General features: G+C 70.7%; 16 protein-coding genes. 6 read left to right on the top strand and 10 right to left on the bottom strand.

The features are described from left to right. Nucleotides 1-69: 69 nt before the first annotated feature. Genes ACFCZF_RS14515 through ACFCZF_RS14505 form a run of 3 tightly spaced genes read right to left on the bottom strand, consistent with a single transcriptional unit; the run spans nt 70 to nt 2,768 of the window. Nucleotides 70-831, bottom strand: a complete 762-nt coding sequence (locus ACFCZF_RS14515) for an amino acid ABC transporter ATP-binding protein (RefSeq protein ID WP_121749160.1) — start codon at nt 829-831, stop codon at nt 70-72. Further along, nucleotides 828-1,778, bottom strand: coding sequence for an amino acid ABC transporter permease (locus ACFCZF_RS14510; RefSeq protein WP_376671932.1), 951 nt, complete (start codon nt 1,776-1,778; stop codon nt 828-830). The genes ACFCZF_RS14515 and ACFCZF_RS14510 overlap by 4 nt, the downstream gene beginning before the upstream one ends. Before the next feature lie 30 nt (nt 1,779-1,808). Beyond that, the gene (locus ACFCZF_RS14505; protein ID WP_376671931.1) at nt 1,809-2,768 is read right to left on the bottom strand and encodes an ABC transporter substrate-binding protein; all 960 of its coding nucleotides are present in this window, start codon (nt 2,766-2,768) and stop codon (nt 1,809-1,811) included. A 641-nt stretch (nt 2,769-3,409) separates the two neighbouring features. Between ACFCZF_RS14505 and ACFCZF_RS14500 the strand changes: the two genes are divergently transcribed. From ACFCZF_RS14500 to ACFCZF_RS14485, 4 genes are all read left to right on the top strand, one after another. Then, nucleotides 3,410-4,639, top strand: a complete 1,230-nt coding sequence (locus ACFCZF_RS14500) for an NADP-dependent malic enzyme (RefSeq protein WP_121749164.1) — start codon at nt 3,410-3,412, stop codon at nt 4,637-4,639. A 267-nt stretch (nt 4,640-4,906) separates the two neighbouring features. After that, entirely contained in the window at nt 4,907-5,872 is a 966-nt protein-coding gene (locus ACFCZF_RS14495) for a zinc-binding dehydrogenase (RefSeq protein ID WP_376671930.1), read from the top strand. An 80-nt stretch (nt 5,873-5,952) separates the two neighbouring features. Next, on the top strand, nt 5,953-6,162 hold the full coding sequence (locus ACFCZF_RS14490; RefSeq protein ID WP_121749540.1) for a helix-turn-helix domain-containing protein: 210 nt from the start codon (nt 5,953-5,955) through the stop codon (nt 6,160-6,162). Next, nucleotides 6,162-6,728: a Clp protease N-terminal domain-containing protein gene (locus tag ACFCZF_RS14485; protein WP_375910820.1), complete on the top strand. Its 567-nt coding sequence runs from the start codon at nt 6,162-6,164 to the stop codon at nt 6,726-6,728. Before ACFCZF_RS14490 ends, ACFCZF_RS14485 begins: the two co-directional genes overlap by 1 nt. Nucleotides 6,729-6,787: 59 nt before the next feature. Here the strand turns inward: ACFCZF_RS14485 and ACFCZF_RS14480 are convergent, their stop codons facing one another. Beyond that, complete coding sequence (locus ACFCZF_RS14480; protein ID WP_376671929.1) at nt 6,788-7,855, bottom strand: helix-turn-helix transcriptional regulator; 1,068 nt, start codon at nt 7,853-7,855, stop codon at nt 6,788-6,790. A gap of 1 nt (nt 7,856) precedes the next feature. Continuing rightward, nucleotides 7,857-8,822: a DUF4097 domain-containing protein gene (locus ACFCZF_RS14475; protein ID WP_376671928.1), complete on the bottom strand. Its 966-nt coding sequence runs from the start codon at nt 8,820-8,822 to the stop codon at nt 7,857-7,859. A gap of 136 nt (nt 8,823-8,958) precedes the next feature. Between ACFCZF_RS14475 and ACFCZF_RS14470 the strand changes: the two genes are divergently transcribed. Next, nucleotides 8,959-9,768: a hypothetical protein gene (locus ACFCZF_RS14470; RefSeq protein WP_376671927.1), complete on the top strand. Its 810-nt coding sequence runs from the start codon at nt 8,959-8,961 to the stop codon at nt 9,766-9,768. Between the two features lie 69 nt (nt 9,769-9,837). Here ACFCZF_RS14470 and ACFCZF_RS14465 read toward each other — a convergent pair whose 3' ends face one another. The 5 genes from ACFCZF_RS14465 to ACFCZF_RS14445 all read right to left on the bottom strand — a co-directional run bounded on the left by ACFCZF_RS14465 (nt 9,838) and on the right by ACFCZF_RS14445 (nt 16,937). Next, nucleotides 9,838-10,023 (bottom strand): DUF6104 family protein, encoded by a 186-nt coding sequence (locus tag ACFCZF_RS14465; RefSeq protein WP_010061466.1) that lies wholly within the window; start codon nt 10,021-10,023, stop codon nt 9,838-9,840. A gap of 104 nt (nt 10,024-10,127) precedes the next feature. After that, complete coding sequence (locus tag ACFCZF_RS14460) at nt 10,128-13,979, bottom strand: multifunctional oxoglutarate decarboxylase/oxoglutarate dehydrogenase thiamine pyrophosphate-binding subunit/dihydrolipoyllysine-residue succinyltransferase subunit (protein WP_376671926.1); 3,852 nt, start codon at nt 13,977-13,979, stop codon at nt 10,128-10,130. Nucleotides 13,980-14,263: 284 nt separating this feature from the next. Next, nucleotides 14,264-15,388, bottom strand: a complete 1,125-nt coding sequence (locus ACFCZF_RS14455) for a sensor histidine kinase (RefSeq protein ID WP_376671925.1) — start codon at nt 15,386-15,388, stop codon at nt 14,264-14,266. Beyond that, nucleotides 15,385-16,125 carry a response regulator transcription factor gene (locus tag ACFCZF_RS14450; RefSeq protein WP_375910807.1) on the bottom strand — a complete coding sequence of 247 codons (741 nt, stop codon included), beginning with the start codon at nt 16,123-16,125 and terminating at the stop codon, nt 15,385-15,387. Before ACFCZF_RS14450 ends, ACFCZF_RS14455 begins: the two co-directional genes overlap by 4 nt. A gap of 113 nt (nt 16,126-16,238) precedes the next feature. Beyond that, the gene (locus ACFCZF_RS14445) at nt 16,239-16,937 is read right to left on the bottom strand and encodes a spermidine synthase (RefSeq protein WP_376671924.1); all 699 of its coding nucleotides are present in this window, start codon (nt 16,935-16,937) and stop codon (nt 16,239-16,241) included. A 189-nt stretch (nt 16,938-17,126) separates the two neighbouring features. Here ACFCZF_RS14445 and lon point away from each other — a divergent pair, with 189 nt between their 5' ends. Beyond that, complete coding sequence (lon, locus tag ACFCZF_RS14440; protein ID WP_376671923.1) at nt 17,127-19,550, top strand: endopeptidase La; 2,424 nt, start codon at nt 17,127-17,129, stop codon at nt 19,548-19,550. The last annotated feature ends 26 nt before the right edge of the window (nt 19,551-19,576 follow it).

The following is a 19,576-nucleotide window of genomic DNA, read 5'->3' as shown; positions in this document are numbered from 1 at the left end:
GTGCGGGACACCCGCACCGCCCCTCCCCGCGACCAACCGGGTCAGTGAACCTTTGTCAGAGAACCTTTGTCAGAGGACCTTGGACAGGAACGCCTTCGTCCGCTCGTGCTGCGGGTCGGTCAGGACGTCGCGCGGGTTGCCCGACTCGACCACCACGCCGTCGTCCATGAAGACCAGGCTGTCGCCGACCTCGCGGGCGAAGCCCATCTCGTGGGTGACGACGACCATCGTCATACCGGACTCGGCGAGGTCGCGCATGACGTCGAGGACGTCGCCGACCAGCTCGGGGTCGAGAGCCGAGGTCGGCTCGTCGAACAGCATCAGCTTCGGGTCCATGGCGAGGGCCCGCGCGATGGCGACGCGCTGCTGCTGGCCGCCGGAGAGCTGCGAGGGATAGTTGCCGGCCTTGTCGCCCAGGCCCACGCGCTCCAGGAGCTGCCGCGCGCGGTCCCTGGCCTGCGCCTTGCTCACGCCCTTGACCTGGACCGGCGCCTCCATGACGTTCTCCAGGGCCGTCATGTGCGGGAACAGGTTGAAGCGCTGGAAGACCATGCCGATGTCCCGGCGCTTGACCGCGACCTCGCTGTCCTTGAGCTCGTAGAGCTTGTCGCCCTTCTGGCGGTAGCCGACCAGCTGGCCGTCGACGTACAGCCGCCCGGCGTTGATCTTCTCCAGGTGGTTGATGCAGCGCAGGAACGTCGACTTGCCCGAGCCCGAGGGGCCGATGAGGCAGAACACCTCGCCCTGCTTCACCTCCAGGTCGATGCCCTTGAGGACCTCGACGGCGCCGAAGGACTTGTGGACGCCCTCGGCCTTGACCATGGCGGTCATGCCGCACCTCCCGTCGTCTTGGAGCGGTTCGACAGGGACAGCAGGTTCGCCCTGATCTTCTGCATCGGGGTCGCCGGCAGGCTGCGGCTGGAGCCCCGCGCGTAGTAGCGCTCCAGGTAGTACTGGCCGACGCTGAAGACCGAGGTCAGCAGCAGGTACCAGGCCGCGGCCAGGAACAGCATCTCGGCCGGGGCGCCGGAGGTCTGGCCGATGTCCTGGGCGACCCTGAACAACTCGGCGTACTGGACGACCGACACCAGTGAGGTCGTCTTCAGCATGTTGATGACCTCGTTGCCGGTCGGCGGCACGATCACGCGCATCGCCTGCGGCACCACGATCCGGCGCAGTGTCTTGGTGTGGCTCATGCCGAGCGCGTGCGCCGCCTCGGTCTGGCCCTCGTCGACCGCGAGCAGACCGGCGCGGCAGATCTCCGCCATGTACGCGGCCTCGTTCAGACCGAGGCCGAGCAGCGCCGTCAGGAACGGCGTCATGAAGTCCGACCACTCGTCGCGGTAGAACGGGCCCAGGTTGATGTACTCGAAGACCAGGCCCAGGTTGAACCAGACGACCAGCTGCACCAGCACGGGCGTGCCGCGGAAGAACCAGATGTAGAACCACGCGATGGACGAGGTCACCGGGTTCTTCGACAGCCGCATCACGGCGAGCATGATGCCGCCGAAGACGCCGATCAGCATCGCCAGGACGGTGATCAGGAGCGTCTTGCCCATGCCCGTCAGGATGCGGTCGTCGAAGAAGTAGTCCGGGATCGCAGCCCAGTTGATCTTGCCCTGGGAGAACGCGTAGACGACGGCGGCCAGTAGCGCGATCGCGACGACCGCGGAGACGTACCGCCCGTAGTGCCGGACCGGGATGGCCTTGATGGCCTCCGGTCCGGCCGGCGGGGTGTCGGCCGGGCCGCCCGCCGTCTTGTCGATGTCAACAGTCACGGATGTTGCCTTTCAGTGCCCGCCGCGCGGTCACTTGCCGCCGTTGATGGTGGCCTCCGTGACGGCACCTTCCGCCACGCCCCACTTGTCGAGGACCTTCTTGTACTCGCCGTTGGCGATCACCGCGTCCAGCGCCGCCTTCAGGGCGTCCCGCAGCTGCGTGTTGTCCTTGGCGACCGCGATGCCGTACGGGGCGGCCTCGACCTGCTCGCCGACGATCTGGAAGTCCTTGCCGCCGCCGGAGGTCTTCACCGCGTACGCCGCGACCGGGAAGTCGGACGAACCGGCGTCGGCGCCGCCCGCGCGCAGGCGGGTCTGGGCCTGCTGGTCGTTGTCGAAGGCCTCCATGGAGATCTTCTTGCCGGCCGGGCACTTCTCGTTCTCGGCCTTGGCGAGGTCCTCGGAGACGGTGCCGCGCTGCAGCACCAGCTTCTTGCCGCACAGGTCGGACCAGGTCTTGATGCCTTGGTCGTCGCCCTTCTTGGTGTAGATCGAGACACCGGCGGTGAAGTAGTCCACGAAGTCGACGCCCTGGCCGACCTTCTTGCCGGTGTCCGAGTCGATGCCCTCTTGGCGGTCCTTGGTGTCGGTCATCGCGGACATGGCGATGTCGTACCGCTTGGAGCGCAGACCGGTGATCAGGGTGTCGAAGGTGCCGTTCTCGAACTCGAACTTCACGCCGAGCTGCTTGCCCATGGCGTCCGCGAGGTCCGGGTCGATGCCGACCGTCTCGCCGGACTTGTCCTTGAACTCGACCGGGGCGTAGGCGATGTCGGAGCCGACCTTGATGACGCCCTTGTCGCGGATGGCCTGCGGCAGCTTGTCGGCCAGCGGGGCCCCCGCCGCGGACTGGTTGTCGCTGCCGGAGTCGCTGTTCTCGGTCTGGTCGCCGCATCCGGTGAGCAGCAGAGCGCCTGCGACCGCGATCGCACCGACCGCTGCTAGCCGGGAGTGCGCGGCGGTCGTACGACGGGTGGAGCTTGCGGTCATGGTGGTTCCTCCGGCGGATGAAAGGAGATGCCGATGGGGACGGTGGAGTTCCGGTAAGACGGGACGCCGGCCGGGGGACCGGCAGGCGCGGTGGGTCGACGAGAGCACACGCCTTCGAGTGTCGCGACCTCGTGTGATTACGGCATCTTGCCATTCGGACTCGGCCATTCAGGGGGGACGTCATGTCAAAATCGGATAACGGGTGACCCCCCGAACCGCACCAGGTCGGTACATCACGACCGAACCTTTCCGGGAATCTGCCCTTCCGGCCGAAAGATCTTCGGCATTCCTCGATATACGGGCATGGTTCGGCGGCGTGCGCAGCTGCTGAAAGCTTCTTCTCCGCGCCTGTCAAGAGGTGGCGAGAAGTTGTCCGGATCACTGGCTATGAGCCATGTCACCGGCATGCGGCGTCCGAGGTCCGACATGTGAGCTTGCCCTTATCGGACTCGTCGCGGTGGGTGTCCGTCGGGTAAGAAGGTTCTTTACACCCCTCATCAGGGGCTCAGGGCGCGTGTGCGGCGCGCCCGTCGCGCAGGGCCCACGTGGTCCCAACGGCCATCCTCCTGCGCGGTGCCCGCCCATTCCTCACCAGGAGTGGACAAACCCTCAAACCATGAACTCTTAAGGGGTAAGACAAAGTGGCAGCGGAGATCGTCAATCCTCGCAGCGACAGCGACGCCAGTACGGAGCAGGAGGCGGGCGCGGAGCCCCTCGACTCCTTCGACCCCGCGTTCGCGCTGCACCGCGGCGGCAAGATGGCCGTGCAGGCCACCGTGCCGGTCCGTGACAAGGACGACCTGTCCCTGGCGTACACGCCCGGCGTCGCGAAAGTGTGCAGCGCGATCGCCGAGCAGCCCGACCTCGTGCACGACTACACATGGAAGTCGTCGGTCGTGGCGGTCGTGACGGACGGTACGGCCGTTCTGGGACTCGGTGACATCGGGCCCGAAGCCTCTCTTCCGGTGATGGAAGGGAAGGCGATCCTGTTCAAGCAGTTCGGCGGCGTGGACGCGGTCCCCATCGCGCTCGACTGCACGGACGCCGACGAGATCGTCGAGACGGTGGTGCGGCTCGCGCCCTCCTTCGGCGGCGTGAACCTGGAGGACATCTCGGCGCCGCGGTGCTTCGAGATCGAGCGCAAGCTCCAGGAGCGCCTGGACATCCCGGTCTTCCACGACGACCAGCACGGCACGGCGGTCGTGACGCTCGCGGCCCTGCGGAACGCCGCGCGGCTGAGCGGGCGGACGCTGGGTGAGCTGCGTGCGGTGATCTCGGGCGCGGGCGCGGCCGGTGTCGCCATCGCCAAGATGCTGGTGGAGGCCGGCATCGGGGACGTCGCGGTCGCCGACCGCAAGGGCGTCGTCTCGGCCGACCGGGACGACCTGACCCCGGTCAAGCGGGAAGTGGCCTCCTTCACCAACAAGGCGGGGCTGTCCGGCTCGCTGGAGGCGGCCCTGTCCGGCGCCGACGTCTTCATCGGCGTCTCCGGCGGTACGGTGCCGGAGCCGGCGGTCGCCTCGATGGCGAAGGGCGCGTTCGTCTTCGCCATGGCCAACCCGAACCCCGAGGTGCATCCGGAGGTCGCCCACAAGTACGCGGCGGTCGTCGCGACGGGGCGCTCGGACTTCCCGAACCAGATCAACAACGTGCTGGCGTTCCCGGGCATCTTCGCGGGCGCGCTGCAGGTGCGGGCGTCCCGGATCACCGAGGGCATGAAGCTCGCGGCGGCGGAGGCGCTGGCCTCCGTGGTGGGGGACGACCTCGCCGCGGACTATGTCATTCCGTCGCCCTTCGACGAGCGCGTCGCGCCGGCCGTTACGGCGGCGGTGGCGGCGGCGGCTCGGGCGGAGGGGGTTGCGCGCCGGTGACGGTGTGATCGTCGCGCCGGTGACGGTGTGATGCGGTGTGTGGTGTGCGGCCTCGTCCCTGGTGGGCGGGGCCGTTCGCTTTTCGGGTGGGCGGCGTCGGTGCTGGGCGGGGGTGGGTGTCGCGGCCCGGCGTTGCGGGGTGCCGCTGCGCCCACCCGTGCCGCCCCAGCGGCACGATTGCCCGCAGCTGCGCGGCGGGGGCAAGAGGGCGTGTGTCACAGGGCGTCGTGGTTCCGGTTGGCGGGTCGGGAATCTATCGTCAAGGTCATGTTCGCTGTCTACGCCGCCCGAATCGACCGCGACCAGCCGCTGACCGGCCTGGAGTTGGGAGAGCGTCCGGCTCCCCAGGCCCGCCCCGGCTGGAGTGTCGTCGATGTCAGGGCCGCCTCCCTCAACCACCACGACCTGTGGTCCCTGCGCGGCGTCGGCCTCCCGGAGGACCGGCTGCCGATGATCCTCGGCTGCGACGCCGCCGGTGTCGACGAGGACGGCAACGAGGTCGTCCTGCACTCCGTGATCGGTCAGACCGGCCACGGGGTCGGCCCCAAGGAGCCCCGTTCCATCCTCACCGAGCGCTACCCGGGGACGTTCGCCGAGCAGGTCGCCGTGCCGACCTGGAACATCCTGCCCAAGCCGAAGGAACTGTCCTTCGAGGAGGCGGCCTGTCTGCCGACCGCCTGGCTGACGGCGTACCGGATGCTGTTCACCAACGCCGGGGTGCGTCCGGGGGACTCGGTGCTGGTGCAGGGCGCCGGCGGTGGGGTCGCCACGGCCGCGATCGTGCTCGGCAAGGCGGCGGGGCTGCGGGTCTTCGCCACCAGCCGGGACGAGGCCAAGCGGAAGCGCGCCCTGGAGCTGGGCGCCGTGGAGGCCGTCGAGCCGGGCGCGCGGCTGCCGCAGCGGGTCGACGCCGTCATCGAGACCGTGGGCGCCGCGACCTGGTCCCACTCGGTGAAGTCGCTGCGGCCGGGCGGCACGCTCGTCATCTCCGGCGCCACCAGCGGCGACCGGCCCTCTCACGCGGAGCTGACCCGGGTCTTCTTCCTGGAGCTCAAGATCGTCGGCTCCACGATGGGCACCAAGGACGAGCTGGAGGACCTGCTGTCCTTCTGTGCGGCGACCGGCGTGCGTCCCGTCATCGACGAGGTGCTTCCGATGGACCGGGCCCGCGAGGGCTTCGAGCGGATGGCCTCCGGAGGGCAGTTCGGCAAGATCGTGCTCAGCGGTTCCTGACGCGTTCTCCGCGCCTCCGACACCCCGGGGCGTGTCAACTACGGTTGACGCGCTCCGGGGTGTCAACCTATGTTGACGCCATGAGCGAAGCAACCGATCTCGCCGCGCGTGCCGGTGATCGCGACCCACGGGTCGGGCTGCGGGCCGTCGCCGCCCTGCGGATGCTGCTGGAGCAGCTGGAGGCGGTGCAGGTGCGCAGTGCGCGCAATCAGGGTTGGTCGTGGCAGGAGATCGCCACGGAACTCGGGGTCAGCAGGCAGGCCGTGCACAAGAAGTACGGGAGGCATTGATGTTCGAGCGATTCACGAAGGACGCCCGGGCCGTGGTGCAGGGGGCGGTCGAGCACGCCGAAGGGGCGCGGGCGCAGACCGTCGACGCCGAGCACCTGCTGCTCGCCCTGCTGGACCGTGAGGGCAGCCGCGCCTCCTTCGCGCTGTCGGCGCTCGGGGCCGGGAAACGCAAGGACGCGGTGCGGCAGGCACTGGCGGAGGCGCGGCGCCGTGCCGGACTGACGCGGGCCGAGACCGACGCCCTCGCCGGGCTGGGGATCGACGTCTCCGAGATCGTCGCCCGGGTGGAGGAGGCCCATGGCGTCGGCGCGATGTCCGGCGAACGGACCGGCAGGCGTTGGTGGTCCGGGCAGCACCGCAGCTTCAGCAAGGGCGCCAAGGAGGTGCTGGAGCAGGCGCTGCGGGCGGCCGTCGCCCGGCGGGACCGGAGTATCGGGGACGAGCACATCCTGCTCGCCCTGACCGCCCGCCCCGGTGTGCCCGCCGAGGTGCTCGCCGACCACGGGGTGACCCACGAGTCGCTGACCAGGGTGCTGGGCGGCGGCGCGGGGGAGGCCTGCGCCTGACCTGCGGGGCCCCGGCCAGGCGTTTGCGGCGCTGGGCCGGGGGCGCCGCGCCCGGGGGCTCAGGCCTTCGGGGTCCGCAGTATCGCCCCGATGTGCGCCGCCGCGGTCGACAGCTGGAGGCGGGCGTCGCGGAGCTGGTCGGCGGTGACGCCGTGGTCCCGGGCCGCGTCGCGGATGTCGTCCCGGAAGCGGTCGAGCAGCCGGTCCAGGTCTCGCGCCGGATCGCCGGTGGCCTCCGCGGCGTCCTCATGGGCCCAGGCCGGGGCGTAACCGGCCGGGAAATCCTCGGGGGTGGCGGAGTACTCGGGCCGGTGGGCGGACTTCTCGGCGTCGGTGCGGCCGAAGCCCCAGTCCTTGCCGAACTCCTTCCCGAAGTCCTTTCCGAAGTCGCCGACCTCCTTGGCCAGTTCGCTCAGGCCCTCGCGCAGACCCGTCGGCCAGTCGCCCCGCGCGAAGTGGTCCTGCACCTGTTCCTGGACCCGCTGGGCGATGCGCTGCACCTCCTCCTGTGCCTGCACCCGGGCCCGCTCCTGGGCCTCCTTGGCCTGGCGCCGGGCCCGCTGGGCCTCGTCGCGGGCGCGGCGGCTCTCGTCCTTGGCGCGGCGGGCCTGCTCCTTCCACTCCTGCTTGACGCGCCGCATCTCCTCCTTGGCGGCGCGCCAGGCCTCCTTGTCGTCGGTGTCAGCGGTGCCGGTGGCGGAGCCGCTGCCCTCGTCGTGCGCTCCCGAGCCGGTGCCCAGGTGGGCCGCGCCGGCCGCGGCCCGCATCTCCCGGCGCAGATCGCCCGCGGCGCCGCGCACGTCGGCCCGGATCTCGGCGGCGAGTTCGGCGACCGACTCCCGGATCTCCAGCTCCAGGTCGGCCAGTTCACCACTGCGGTCGGACAGCTCGGCGCGGCCGGCGTCCGTGATGGCGTACACCTTGCGGCCGCCTTCCGTGGTGTGGGTGACCAGGCCCTCGGCCTCAAGCTTGGCCAGGCGCGGGTACACCGTGCCCGCCGACGGCGCGTACAGGCCCTGGAAGCGCTCTTCGAGGAGCCGGATCACCTCGTAGCCGTGGCGCGGGGCCTCGTCCAGGAGCTTGAGGAGGTAGAGGCGGAGGCGGCCGTGGGCGAAGACGGGGGACATGTCAGAGCACCTTCTTGTCGGTCGTGCCGTCGGCCGGGGCGCCGGCGGCGCCGTGGTCCCGGCCGGAAGCGGAATTGTCCCCCGAGTCGTCCTGGGCGTCGCCCGCCGGGCCGGTGCCCCGCGGCTCCCGCTCCCGCGGCTCCCGATCCCACGGTGTGTCCTCCGCCGCCGGACGGCGCAGCAGGGCGATCGAGCCGGAGACCGTCGTGGCCTTCAGGCGGCCGTTGCCCGCGCCGAGCCGGCCGGTGATCCGCTTGGCGCCCCACTGGCCGCCCACCCGGAGGTCCTCGAAGGCGCTGGAGACGGTGCCGCTGGCCGTGTTCGCCTCCACCTCCGCGTCGGCGGGCTGGGGCAGCCGGATGGCGATCTCGCCCGAGACGCTGGTCAGGCTGATGTCGGTGGGCCCGCCGGCGGTGTCCAGGTCGACGATCATCGAACCGCTCACCGAGTCGGCCCGGACGGAGGAGCCCGCCTCGACCACCGTCAGGTCGCCGGAGACGCTGTTGAAGCGCAGGTCGCCGGTGAGAGCCTGCGCCTCCACGTTCCCGGAGACGGTGTCGGCGCGGACCGGGCCCGCGAGGCCCACCAGTGTGGTGTCTCCGGAGACGCCCTTCACCTCGGCGCGCCCGTCGAGCCCCGAGATCACGGCCGCGGCGCTGACCACGCCCACCTCCACGCGGGTGCCCGTCGGCACGGCCAGGGAGACCACCGCGCTGCGGCGCCAGCCCTTGCGGTCGAGCCACTTGAGGAAGCCCTTCCAGGGCAGGTCCTCGTAGGCCACCGTGAGCACGCCGTCCTGGTGGGTCACGGCCAGGGGTGGTCCCTCGATCTCGGAGACCTCCAGCCGGGGGGAACCCTCGTCCGTGCCCACGACGTTCACTGTTCCATTGACGATGCGTACGTGGAGCTCGCTCACGGACTCGTCGAAGGTGAGTTTCCTGGGCTCCGCGACGGACCACTCGGACATGGTGAGACCTCCTCGACCGAACGCGCCATATCGCGTCCACCGCCATTCACGATATATCGCGGGCACGGAAAGTCAAGACACCCGTTCTGGTGATCCATGACCGGCCGAAGGTGCTGAATTGCCCTAGCTTGAGACCATGTCGACGGAAGAGTCCGTGTCCGATTCCGCTCCCGGTGCGCTGCTGCTGTGCCGCGCGGAGCCGGACTCCGTCGCCGCCGTCGCCCCGCTGCTGGGCGAACGCATGCCGCTGGTGCGCGCCGGCGAGGAGTGGAGCGTGCTCGTTCCGGAGGGCAGGCCCTGGCGGCACGGCGACGAACCGGTCGACCGCGTGCTCACCGGCTGGGCCGCGGCCCTCGCCGTCGGCGCCCCGTGGCCCGTACTCGCCCTGTGGTGGGACGCCGACCGGGCCGGCTACACCCTCGCGTCCGGATTCCGCCGCCCCGTCGGCTACGTGTGGCTCGCGGGCGGCACTCCGGCCGGCGAGGACGAGGCGATGCGGACCTTCGCGGTCCGGCTGGGCCTGGACCCCGTCCTGGACGTCCAGTCGCTGGACCGGCTGACGAGACCGGACCCCGAGGCCGACGCCCGTACCAGGCTGCGCGGACTGCTCGCCGTCCTCACGCGCGCGGGAGTCGCGCTCCCCGCCGGACTCGACCCCGGCGAACCCGCCGACCGCCTCGGTGAGGCCGCCCGCGCCCTGCCCGACACCCGGCGGACCGAGGCGGCCGGACGCCGCCCCACCGCCGACGAGAGCCGACTCGCCCCCTGGATGCCCTGGGTGGGCGGCCCCGGCGCCCGTGCCCTGGCCGTGGCCCAGATGGCGGCCGGCCTGCCGCTCACCGCCTGGGGTCTGCGACACCGCGCCGGCGGCTGGACCACGGCGGGGGCGCTGCTGGTCGCGCACGGCGCGCTGGGGGTGGCGTACGGGCAGGCACGGCGCCCGTGACGGTGCCGAAGCCGCGGCGGCGTGCCCCTGGGGAAACTACTTTCCACCGGCGGCGCGCCCCCGGTGGAACTACTCGTCCTCGTCGTCCTCGTCGTCCAGCCGCGCCAGCCACGTCGCCAGCCGCTCCACCGGAACCTCGAAGTCCGGGTTCAGGTCGACGAAGGTCCGCAGCTGCTCGGCGAGCCACTCGAAGGTGACCTCCTCCTCGCCGCGCCGCTTCTCCAGCTCCTCGATGCCACGGTCGGTGAAGTACATGCCGTCAAGGATAAGTGCAGGCAAAGGGCCGGGCCGCACCCCCGAAGAGGGGATGCGGCCCGGCCCGGACGCGCTGCGCGGCGGTGTGCGCCGCCGCCGAAGAGCTACGCCTCGAACACCTCACGCACCAACTGCTCCTGCTCGGCCTGGTGCCGCTTGGCGGAACCGACGGCCGGGGACGAGCCGTGCGGACGCGAGATGCGACGCAGGCGCTCGCCGTGCGGGACGTCGGCGCCGACCGCCAGGTCCAGGTGGTCGATCAGGTTGAGCGCGATGAACGGCCAGAAACCCTGGTTCGCCGGCTCCTCCTGGGTCCACAGGTACTTCTCGGCGTTCGGGTACTTGGCGATCTCCGCCTGGAGCTCGGCACCCGGCAGCGGGTACAGGCGCTCGATGCGGATGATGGCCGTGTCCGTGATGCCGCGCTTCTTCCGCTCGGCGTCGAGGTCGTAGTAGACCTTGCCGGCGCAGAAGACGACCTTCTTGACCGCGGCCGCGTCGACCGAGTCGTCGCCGATGACCGGGCGGAACTGGCCCGTCGTGAACTCCTCCGCCTTGGACGCCGCGGCCTTGAGGCGCAGCATCGACTTCGGGGTGAAGACGACCAGCGGCTTGTGGTGCGGGTTGTGCACCTGCCACCGCAGGAGGTGGAAGTAGTTCGACGGCAGGGTCGGCATCGCGACCGTCATGTTGTTCTGCGCGCAGAGCTGCAGGAAGCGCTCCGGGCGGGCCGAGGAGTGGTCCGGGCCCTGGCCTTCGTAGCCGTGCGGCAGCAGGAGGGTGACGCCGGAGGTCTGGTTCCACTTCTGCTCGGCGGACGAGATGAACTCGTCCACGACCGTCTGGGCGCCGTTGACGAAGTCGCCGAACTGCGCCTCCCACATCACCAGCGCGTCGGGGCGGGCCAGCGAGTAGCCGTACTCGAAGCCCATCACCGCGTACTCGGAGAGCAGGGAGTTGTAGACGTTGTACCGGGCCTGGTCCTCGGACAGGTACAGCAGCGGCGTGAACTCGTCGCCGGTCTCGCGGTTGATGAGCACCGCGTGCCGCTGGCCGAAGGTGCCGCGCTGCGAGTCCTGGCCGGACAGCCGGACCGGGACGTTCTCCAGCAGCAGTGAGCCGACGGCGAGGGTCTCGCCCATGCCCCAGTCGATCGTGCCGTCCTCGACCATCGCCGCCCGGCGCTGCAGCTGCGGCAGCAGCCGCGGGTGCACGGTGACGTGGTCGGGGATGTTGACCTGGGACTCGGCGATCCGCTTGACGGTCTCGGCGGTGACCGCGGTGTTCACGGAGACCGGGAACTCGGCCTGCGGGTCCGAGGGCTCCGCGGCGGCCGGCTGGGAGGCGGCCTCGCGGACCTCGGTGAAGACCTTCTCCAGCTGGCCCTGGTAGTCCTGCAGCGCCTGCTCGGCCTCTTCCAGGGTGATGTCGCCGCGACCGATGAGGGACTCGGTGTACAGCTTGCGCACCGAGCGCTTCTTGTCGATCAGGTCGTACATCAGCGGCTGGGTGAAGGCCGGGTTGTCGGTCTCGTTGTGACCGCGGCGGCGGTAGCAGATGAGGTCGATCACCACGTCCTTGTTGAACGCCTGGCGGAACTCGAAGGCCAGCCGCGCCACGCGGACGCAGGCCTCCGGGTCGTCGCCGTTCACGTGGAAGATCGGGGCCTCGATCATGCGGGCCACGTCCGTCGCGTACATCGAGGAACGCGACGACTCCGGGGCGGCGGTGAAGCCGACCTGGTTGTTGATGACGACGTGGACCGTGCCGCCGGTGCGGTAACCGCGCAGCTGCGACATGTTCAGGGTCTCGGCCACCACGCCCTGGCCCGCGAAGGCCGCGTCGCCGTGGATCGCCACCGGCAGGACGGTGAAGTCCGTGCCGCCCTTGTTGATGATGTCCTGCTTGGCGCGGGCGACGCCCTCGACGATCGGGTCGACCGCCTCCAGGTGCGAGGGGTTCGCCACCAGCGAGACCTTGATCTGCTCGCCGTCCAGGCCGGTGAAGGTGCCCTCGGCGCCCAGGTGGTACTTCACGTCACCGGAGCCGTGCATCGACTTCGGGTCGAGGTTGCCCTCGAACTCGCGGAAGATCTGCGCGTACGACTTGCCGACGACGTTGGCCAGCACGTTCAGCCGGCCGCGGTGGGCCATGCCGACGACGACCTCGTCCAGGCGGGACTCGGCCGCCGAGTCGATGACCGCGTCGAGCAGCGGGATGACGGACTCGCCGCCCTCCAGGGAGAAGCGCTTCTGACCGACGTACTTGGTCTGGAGGAACGTCTCGAACGCCTCGGCGGCGTTCAGCCGGCGCAGGATGCGCAGCTGCTCCTCGCGCTCCGGCTTGGTGTGCGAGCGCTCGATGCGGTCCTGGATCCACTTGCGCTGCTTCGGGTCCTGGATGTGCATGAACTCGACGCCGGTGGTGCGGCAGTACGAGTCGCGCAGCACGCCGAGGATGTCGCGCAGCTTCATCAGGGACTTGCCGGCGAAGCCGCCGACCGCGAACTCGCGCTCCAGGTCCCAGAGGGTGAGCCCGTGCTCGGTGATGTCCAGGTCGGGGTGCTTGCGCTGCTGGTACTCCAGCGGGTCGGTGTCGGCCATGACGTGGCCGCGGACCCGGTAGGAGTGGATCAGCTCGAAGACGCGGGCGGCCTTGGTGACGTCGTCGTCGTGCGACGCGTCGATGTCCTTGAGCCAGCGGACCGGCTCGTAGGGGATGCGCAGCGCCTCGAAGATCTCGTCGTAGAAGCCGTTCTCGCCGAGGAGCAGGTTGGCGACCTGGCGCAGGAACTCGCCGGAGGCGGCGCCCTGGATGACCCGGTGGTCGTAGGTCGACGTGAGCGTCATGACCTTCGAGATGCCGAGCTTGTTCAGGGTGTCCTGGCTGGTGCCCTGGAACTCCGCCGGGTAGTCCATCGAGCCGACGCCCATGATGACGGCCTGGCCGGGCATCAGGCGCGGCACCGAGTGGACGGTGCCGAGGCCGCCGGGGTTGGTCAGGGAGACCGTGACGCCGGAGAAGTCGTCCATCGTCAGCTTGCCGTCGCGGGCGCGGCGGACGATGTCCTCGTAGGCCTGCCAGAACTCGAAGAAGTTCAGCGTCTCGGCCTTCTTGATCGCCGCGACGACCAGCTGGCGGTCGCCGTTGGGCTTGACCAGGTCGATGGCGAGGCCGAGGTTGACGTGCGCCGGCTTGATGAGCGTCGGCTTGCCGTCCTTCTCGCCGAACGAGTGGTTCATCGTCGGCATGGCCTTGATGGCCTGCACCATCGCGTAGCCGATCAGGTGCGTGAAGGAGATCTTCCCGCCCCGGGCGCGCTTGAGGTGGTTGTTGATGACGATGCGGTTGTCGAACAGCAGCTTCACCGGGACCGCGCGCACGGACGTGGCCGTGGGCAGCTCCAGCGAGGCGTTCATGTTCTTCGCGACCGCGGCGGCGGGGCCGCGCAGCGTCACCATCTCGGGGCCCGCGGGCCCTTCGGTGGCGGTGGCGTCCTTGGCGGGCGCGGCGGCCTTCGCCTGCGGCTTGGCGGCGGGCTTGGCCGGAGCCGGCTTCGCGGCCGGAGCGGCGGGAGCCGCCGGGGCGGCAGCGGCGGGCTGCGCGGCCGGCTTCGCGGGTGCGGCGGCCTGCTGGGGAGCCGACTGGGCCTGGGCCGGGGCGGGAGCCTGCGGCTGCTGCTGCGCCTGTGGCGCGGGGGCGGCCTGGGGCGCGCTGCCGGAGTCCGTGCTCGCGGCACCGGAGGCGGACTGGGCCGCGGCCGCTCCTGGCTTGTAGTCGGCGAAGAAGTCCCACCAGGCTCGGTCCACGGAATTCGGATCCTGGAGGTACTGCTGATAGATCTCGTCGACGAGCCACTCATTGGCACCGAACGCGGCTGCGGGGTTCTTTCCCGCGTTGCCGGCTTGGTCGGCGTCGGTCGAGATGCTCGAGTTACTGGGGGACTGTGGCGACACGGCGAGAACCGCCCTCTTCCGCTTCTTCACAAGATGGTGGACAGCGGGAATCAAGGCTACGCCTCCCGGACCCGGAAGGTCAGACCGGGCCCGTTCATCGTCGCGTAAGTCACATCGCAGACCGTGTTTCGGCGCTGGAAATGGCGGGAAACAAGCGAGGTTCTGCTGCGCGTGGGAAGGGGAGACCGGGACCCGGCGCCGAGAAAACGCGGGTCTGTGCCTGATCACACGTGTCCGCCAGCGCGGACGTCAGTGGATCTTGACGCTCCGCTTCGAACCCTACGTCAACTCGACGTCGACGGCAGGCCCGGAAGAGTGATGAGGATTCGGCAGCCCCGCTCGGATTCGGCCACGCCGATCCGGCCGCCGTGCAGATCCACCGCCCAGCGCGCGATCGCCAGGCCGAGCCCGGTGCCGCCGTCGCTGCCCGGACCGTGCGGCCGGGACACCGAACCCCGGTTGAACCGCTCGAACACCCGGCGCCACTCCGAGCGCGGAATGCCGGGGCCCTCGTCGAGAACCTCCAGCTCCAGCGACTCCGGCAGCTCCCCGCGCCGCGCCCTGACCGTCACCCGGCCGTGCGGCGGGCTGTGCTTGACCGCGTTGTCGATGAGGTTGGCGACGACCTGGTGGATGCGCTCGGGGTCGGCGTGCGCGGTCAGCTCCGGCGGGAAGACGTCGAGGGCCAGATGCACGTCGGTACGGGTGTGGCTGCCGGAGCCGGACGCGAGTCCCGCCCGTGCCGAAGCGACCATGTTGGCCTCCTTGAGCACGCCGGACAGGTACGGCCACACCTCGAAGCGCCGCTTGCGCAGCGGTATGACGCCGTTGTCCAGGCGGGAGAGGTCAAGGAGCGTCTCCACCAGCCGGCCGAGCCGCTCCGTCTGCCCGAGCGCCGTGCGCATGGTCTCCGGGTCGGCCTCGGTGACGCCGTCGACGATGTTCTCCAGCACCGCGCGCAGGCCCGCGATCGGGGTGCGCAGCTCGTGCGAGACGTTCGCCACCAACTCCTTGCGCTGGAGGTCCTGGGCCTCCAGATCGTCCGCCATGCGGTTGATGGTGACGGCCAGGTCGCCCAGCTCGTCGCGGCGGTTCTCGCGCACCCGGCGCGTGTAGTCGCCGTGCGAGATGGACCGGGCCACCGCGTTCATCTCGTCCAGCGGGGCGGTCAGCGAGTGCGCCACGAACTGCGTGATCAGCAGCGTGGCGATCATCGAGAAGACCGTGATGAAGCGCAGCTCCGTCTTGGTGTGCACCGCTATCACCGAGAGACCGGTGGTGATCAGTACCGACGTGACGACCAGCGCGCCCAGCTTGGTCTTGATCGAGAACGGGCGTACGCCGCCCCAGGGTTCCCCGGTACTCCGGGGGCCGGGGCTCCTCCGTGCGGCCTCCCGCCCTCGGCTCATGGCGTCGGGGTCTCCAGCGCGTAGCCCACGCCGTGCACCGTGCGGATGCGCTCGGCCCCGATCTTGCGGCGCAGCGCCTTGATGTGGCTGTCCACGGTCCGGGTGCCGGAGGCGTCCGCCCAGTCCCACACCTCGGCCAGCAGCTGCTCACGGGAGAGCACCGCGCGCGGGGTGTTCGCCAGGCAGACCAGCAGGTCGAACTCGGTGGGGGTGAGGTGCACGTCCTCGCTGCGCACCCGCACCCGGCGCTGCGCGTGGTCGATCTCCAGTTCGCCGAGGCGCAGGATGCCGCTGCGCGGCGTCGAGGCGGCCACCACGGCCCGCTCCACCCGGCGCAGCAGTACGTGCACGCGCGCCGCCAGCTCGCGCATGGAGAACGGCTTGGTCATGTAGTCGTCGGCGCCCACGCCGAGCCCGACCAGCATGTCCGTCTCGTCGTCGCGCGCGGTGAGCATCATCACCGGCACCGGCCGCTGGGCCTGCACGCGTCGGCAGACCTCCAAGCCGTCGAAGCCCGGCAGCATGATGTCGAGGATCAGCAGGTCCGGCTGCCATGCCTCGGCCGTGTCGACGGCGGACGGACCGTCGCCCGCCGTCTGCACCAGGAACCCCTCGGCGCGCAGGCGGGTCGCGATGGCGTCCACGATCGTCTGGTCGTCCTCGACCACCAGCACCCGGCGCTGCGCGCCCGGAGTCGCCGTCGCCGTGCCGTTGTGGGAGGTCTGTGTCTGCTCCATCGCCCGCCCCTGAGGTGTGCTTTCCGGAATCCGTGGGGTGATCCCATGACTGCGCTTGACGCTTGAATGATCCGCGTCAGAGCAGCAGCGTACGGGGAGTCACCGCGGCTTTGCTATCCAGGCCCGACGCCGAGGTGGATGACGTCCGGAACGCCCCGGGCAACGGGGATCTCTTCGGTACGCACCTGCTGGAACCCGGCATTACGCAAGGTTTCTTCGAATTCCGGAGAGGGCTGCGCAGACCATACGGCAAGCACCCCGCAGGGCCTCAACAGCCGTGCGCAGCGCGTCAGTCCGGCCGGTGAGTACAGCCCGTCGTTGCCCTCGGTTACGGTCCAGCCGGGGCCGTTGTCGATGTCGAGGCAGAGCGCGTCGTACGTGTCGGATGTCTCATTGACGTATTCCAGGAGATCCGCTTCCACGATCTTCGTGCGCGGATCGGCCAGCGCTCCGTCGGACAGTGCGGCCAGCGGTCCGTCCCGGTGCCAGTCGATGACGGCGCGCTCGCGCTCGACGACCGCGATCCGGCCCCAGCGGGGGTCGGCGGCCGCGTGCGCGAGCGAGAAACCGACGCCGAGCCCCCCGATGAGGAGGTGGGGTGCACTCCGCCCGCCGGAGGCGGTGAGCGCGTCGGCCGCCGCGTCGACCAGCCGCCGCTCCGAACGCCCGTCGGAGGTGTCCATCAGGAAGCAGCCGTTCGCGATGATCTGCAGCAGCGCCCCGTGCCGCCGCAGGACGACCTCACCGTGCGGGCCCTCGCGACGGTCCAGCACTTCGGGGATGTCGTAGGAGTCGTGCGAAGTGGTGGGCATCGGCCCATCCTGGCAGGGAATGCCGGAGCGTCCTGCCGTGCTCCCGCATAGGTGGCAGTGGCACCCAGGGCCTTCGTGGCCGCGGCACTCCAGCCCCTTGATCGCTCAGAGCGAACACGCTGGGGGAACAATCGGGGACTCCCTTTCATTGAGTCGATGTAACTCAACTTGACTGCCGAAGGGGAGATCATGGCTGCTGAGTCCGAAGCCTTCACACCGCTCACCCTGCCCGTGCTGCCGCTCGACGACGAAGTGGTCCTGCCCGGCATGGTCGTCCCCCTGGACCTGAGCGACGCCGAGGTGCGCGCCGCCGTGGAGGCCGCCCAGGCCGCCGCCAGGTCCGAGCCCGGCAAGCCCCGGGTCCTCCTCGTCCCGCGCGTCGACGGCACCTACGCCAGGACCGGCGTCCTGGGCACGGTCGAGCAGGTCGGCAGGCTGGCCGACGGCGACCCGGGCGCCCTGCTCCGAGGCGTCGGCCGCGTGAGGATCGGCGCCGGCACCACCGGCCCCGGCGCCGCACTGTGGGTCGAGGGCACGCGCGTCGACGACACGGTGCCCGAGCCGCTGCCCGGCCAGGTGGCCGAGCTGGTGAAGGAGTACAAGGCGCTGGCCACCGCCTGGCTGCGCAAGCGCGGCGCCTGGCAGGTCGTCGACCGCGTCCAGGCCATCGACGACGTCTCCGCGCTCGCCGACAACTCCGGCTACTCGCCCTTCCTCACCACCGAGCAGAAGGTCGAGCTGCTGGAGACCGCCGACGCGGTCGCCCGCCTCAAGCTCGCTACCCAGCAGCTGCGCGACCACCTCGCCGAGCAGGACGTCGCCGAGACCATCGCCAAGGACGTCCAGGAGGGCGTCGACAAGCAGCAGCGGGAGTTCCTGCTGCGCCGCCAGCTCGAAGCGGTGCGCAAGGAGCTGCGCGAGCTGAACGGCGAACAGGAGGGTGAGGAGTCCGACGACTACCGCGCCCGCGTCGAGGCCGCCGACCTGCCCGAGAAGGTCCGCGAGGCCGCCCTCAAGGAGGTCGACAAGCTGGAGCGGTCCTCCGACCAGTCGCCCGAGGGCTCCTGGATCCGCACCTGGCTCGACACCGTCCTCGAACTGCCGTGGAACGTCCGCACCGAGGACGCCTACGACATCCAGGGCGCCCGGGCCGTCCTCGACGACGAACACGCGGGCCTGGAGGACGTCAAGGAGCGGATCACCGAGTACCTGGCGGTGCGCAAGCGTCGCGGCGACCGGGGCCTCGGCGTCGTCGGCGGCCGGCGCGGCGGTGCCGTACTGGCCCTGGTGGGCCCGCCCGGCGTCGGCAAGACCAGCCTCGGCGAGTCCGTCGCCCACGCGATGGGCCGGAAGTTCGTCCGCGTCGCCCTCGGCGGCGTCCGCGACGAGGCCGAGATCCGCGGCCACCGGCGTACGTACGTCGGCGCGCTGCCCGGCCGGATCGTGCGCGCCGTCAAGGAGGCCGGTTCCATGAACCCGGTCGTCCTCCTCGACGAGATCGACAAGGTCGGATCCGACTTCCGCGGCGACCCCGCCGCGGCCCTGCTCGAAGTCCTCGACCCGGCGCAGAACCACACCTTCCGGGACCACTACCTGGAGGTCGAGCTCGACCTGTCCGACGTCGTGTTCCTCGCGACGGCCAACGTCCTGGAAGCCATCCCGGAGGCCCTGCTCGACCGCATGGAGCTGGTCCGCCTCGACGGCTACACCGAGGACGAGAAGATCGTCATCGCCCGTGACCACCTGCTCCCGCGCCAGCTGGAGCGGGCCGGACTCGGCGAGGACGAGGTCACGGTCGACGAGGGCGCGCTGCGCAAGCTGGCCGGCGAGTACACCCGCGAGGCGGGCGTGCGCACCCTGGAGCGGTCGATCGCCCGGCTGCTGCGCAAGGTGGCGGCCCAGCACGAACTGGGCGAACGGAAGCTGCCCTTCACCGTCACCGACGGCGACCTGCGCGCCCTGATCGGCCGGCCGCACCACGTGCCCGAGTCCGCCCAGGACCCGGCCGAGCGGCGCACCTCGGTGCCGGGCGTGGCCACGGGTCTCGCGGTCACCGGCGCGGGCGGCGACGTCCTGTACGTCGAGGCGTCGCTGGCCGACCCGGAGACGGGCGCGGCGGGACTGACCCTGACCGGTCAGCTGGGCGACGTGATGAAGGAGTCGGCGCAGATCGCGCTGAGCTTCCTGCGCAGCCGCGGCGCCGAGCTGGAGCTGCCGGTGGCCGACCTGAAGGACCGGGGCGTGCACATCCACTTCCCGGCGGGCGCGGTCCCCAAGGACGGCCCGAGCGCCGGCATCACGATGACCACGGCGCTGGCCTCCCTGCTCTCCGGGCGGCTGGTCCGCACGGACGTGGCGATGACCGGCGAGGTCTCGCTGACCGGCCGCGTGCTGCCGATCGGCGGGGTCAAGCAGAAGCTGCTCGCGGCGCACCGGGCGGGCGTCACCACGGTGATCATCCCCAAGCGCAACGAGGCCGACCTGGACGACGTACCGGCGGAGGTACTGGACAAGCTCGACGTCCACGCCGTCACCGACGTCCGCCAGGTCCTGGAACTGGCGCTCGCACCGGCGACGAGCGGTGTGGGGTCGGGGGTTCCGGTCGCGGCGTGACGGGACGTGACCGGATGAGGTGAAGG

It is taken from the genome of Streptomyces sp. NPDC056296, from assembly GCF_042268605.1.
GTDB lineage: Bacteria > Actinomycetota > Actinomycetes > Streptomycetales > Streptomycetaceae > Streptomyces.
Note: the sequence above shows the minus strand (reverse complement) of the source record. Positions and strands in the feature narration are given on the sequence as shown.

Bases quoted from the DNA above. Each gene is read 5' to 3' on its own strand.
- ACFCZF_RS14515 (WP_121749160.1), bottom strand. From the start codon at position 831: ATGACCGCCATGGTCAAGGCCGAGGGCGTCCACAAGTCCTTCGGCGCC.
- ACFCZF_RS14505 (WP_376671931.1), bottom strand. From the start codon at position 2,768: ATGACCGCAAGCTCCACCCGTCGTACGACCGCCGCGCACTCCCGGCTA.
- ACFCZF_RS14495 (WP_376671930.1), top strand. From the start codon at position 4,907: ATGTTCGCTGTCTACGCCGCCCGAATCGACCGCGACCAGCCGCTGACC.
- ACFCZF_RS14490 (WP_121749540.1), top strand. From the start codon at position 5,953: ATGAGCGAAGCAACCGATCTCGCCGCGCGTGCCGGTGATCGCGACCCA.
- ACFCZF_RS14485 (WP_375910820.1), top strand. From the start codon at position 6,162: ATGTTCGAGCGATTCACGAAGGACGCCCGGGCCGTGGTGCAGGGGGCG.
- ACFCZF_RS14480 (WP_376671929.1), bottom strand. From the start codon at position 7,855: ATGTCCCCCGTCTTCGCCCACGGCCGCCTCCGCCTCTACCTCCTCAAG.
- ACFCZF_RS14475 (WP_376671928.1), bottom strand. From the start codon at position 8,822: ATGTCCGAGTGGTCCGTCGCGGAGCCCAGGAAACTCACCTTCGACGAG.
- ACFCZF_RS14470 (WP_376671927.1), top strand. From the start codon at position 8,959: ATGTCGACGGAAGAGTCCGTGTCCGATTCCGCTCCCGGTGCGCTGCTG.
- ACFCZF_RS14465 (WP_010061466.1), bottom strand. From the start codon at position 10,023: ATGTACTTCACCGACCGTGGCATCGAGGAGCTGGAGAAGCGGCGCGGC.
- ACFCZF_RS14455 (WP_376671925.1), bottom strand. From the start codon at position 15,388: ATGAGCCGAGGGCGGGAGGCCGCACGGAGGAGCCCCGGCCCCCGGAGT.
- ACFCZF_RS14450 (WP_375910807.1), bottom strand. From the start codon at position 16,125: ATGGAGCAGACACAGACCTCCCACAACGGCACGGCGACGGCGACTCCG.
- ACFCZF_RS14445 (WP_376671924.1), bottom strand. From the start codon at position 16,937: ATGCCCACCACTTCGCACGACTCCTACGACATCCCCGAAGTGCTGGAC.
- lon (WP_376671923.1), top strand. From the start codon at position 17,127: ATGGCTGCTGAGTCCGAAGCCTTCACACCGCTCACCCTGCCCGTGCTG.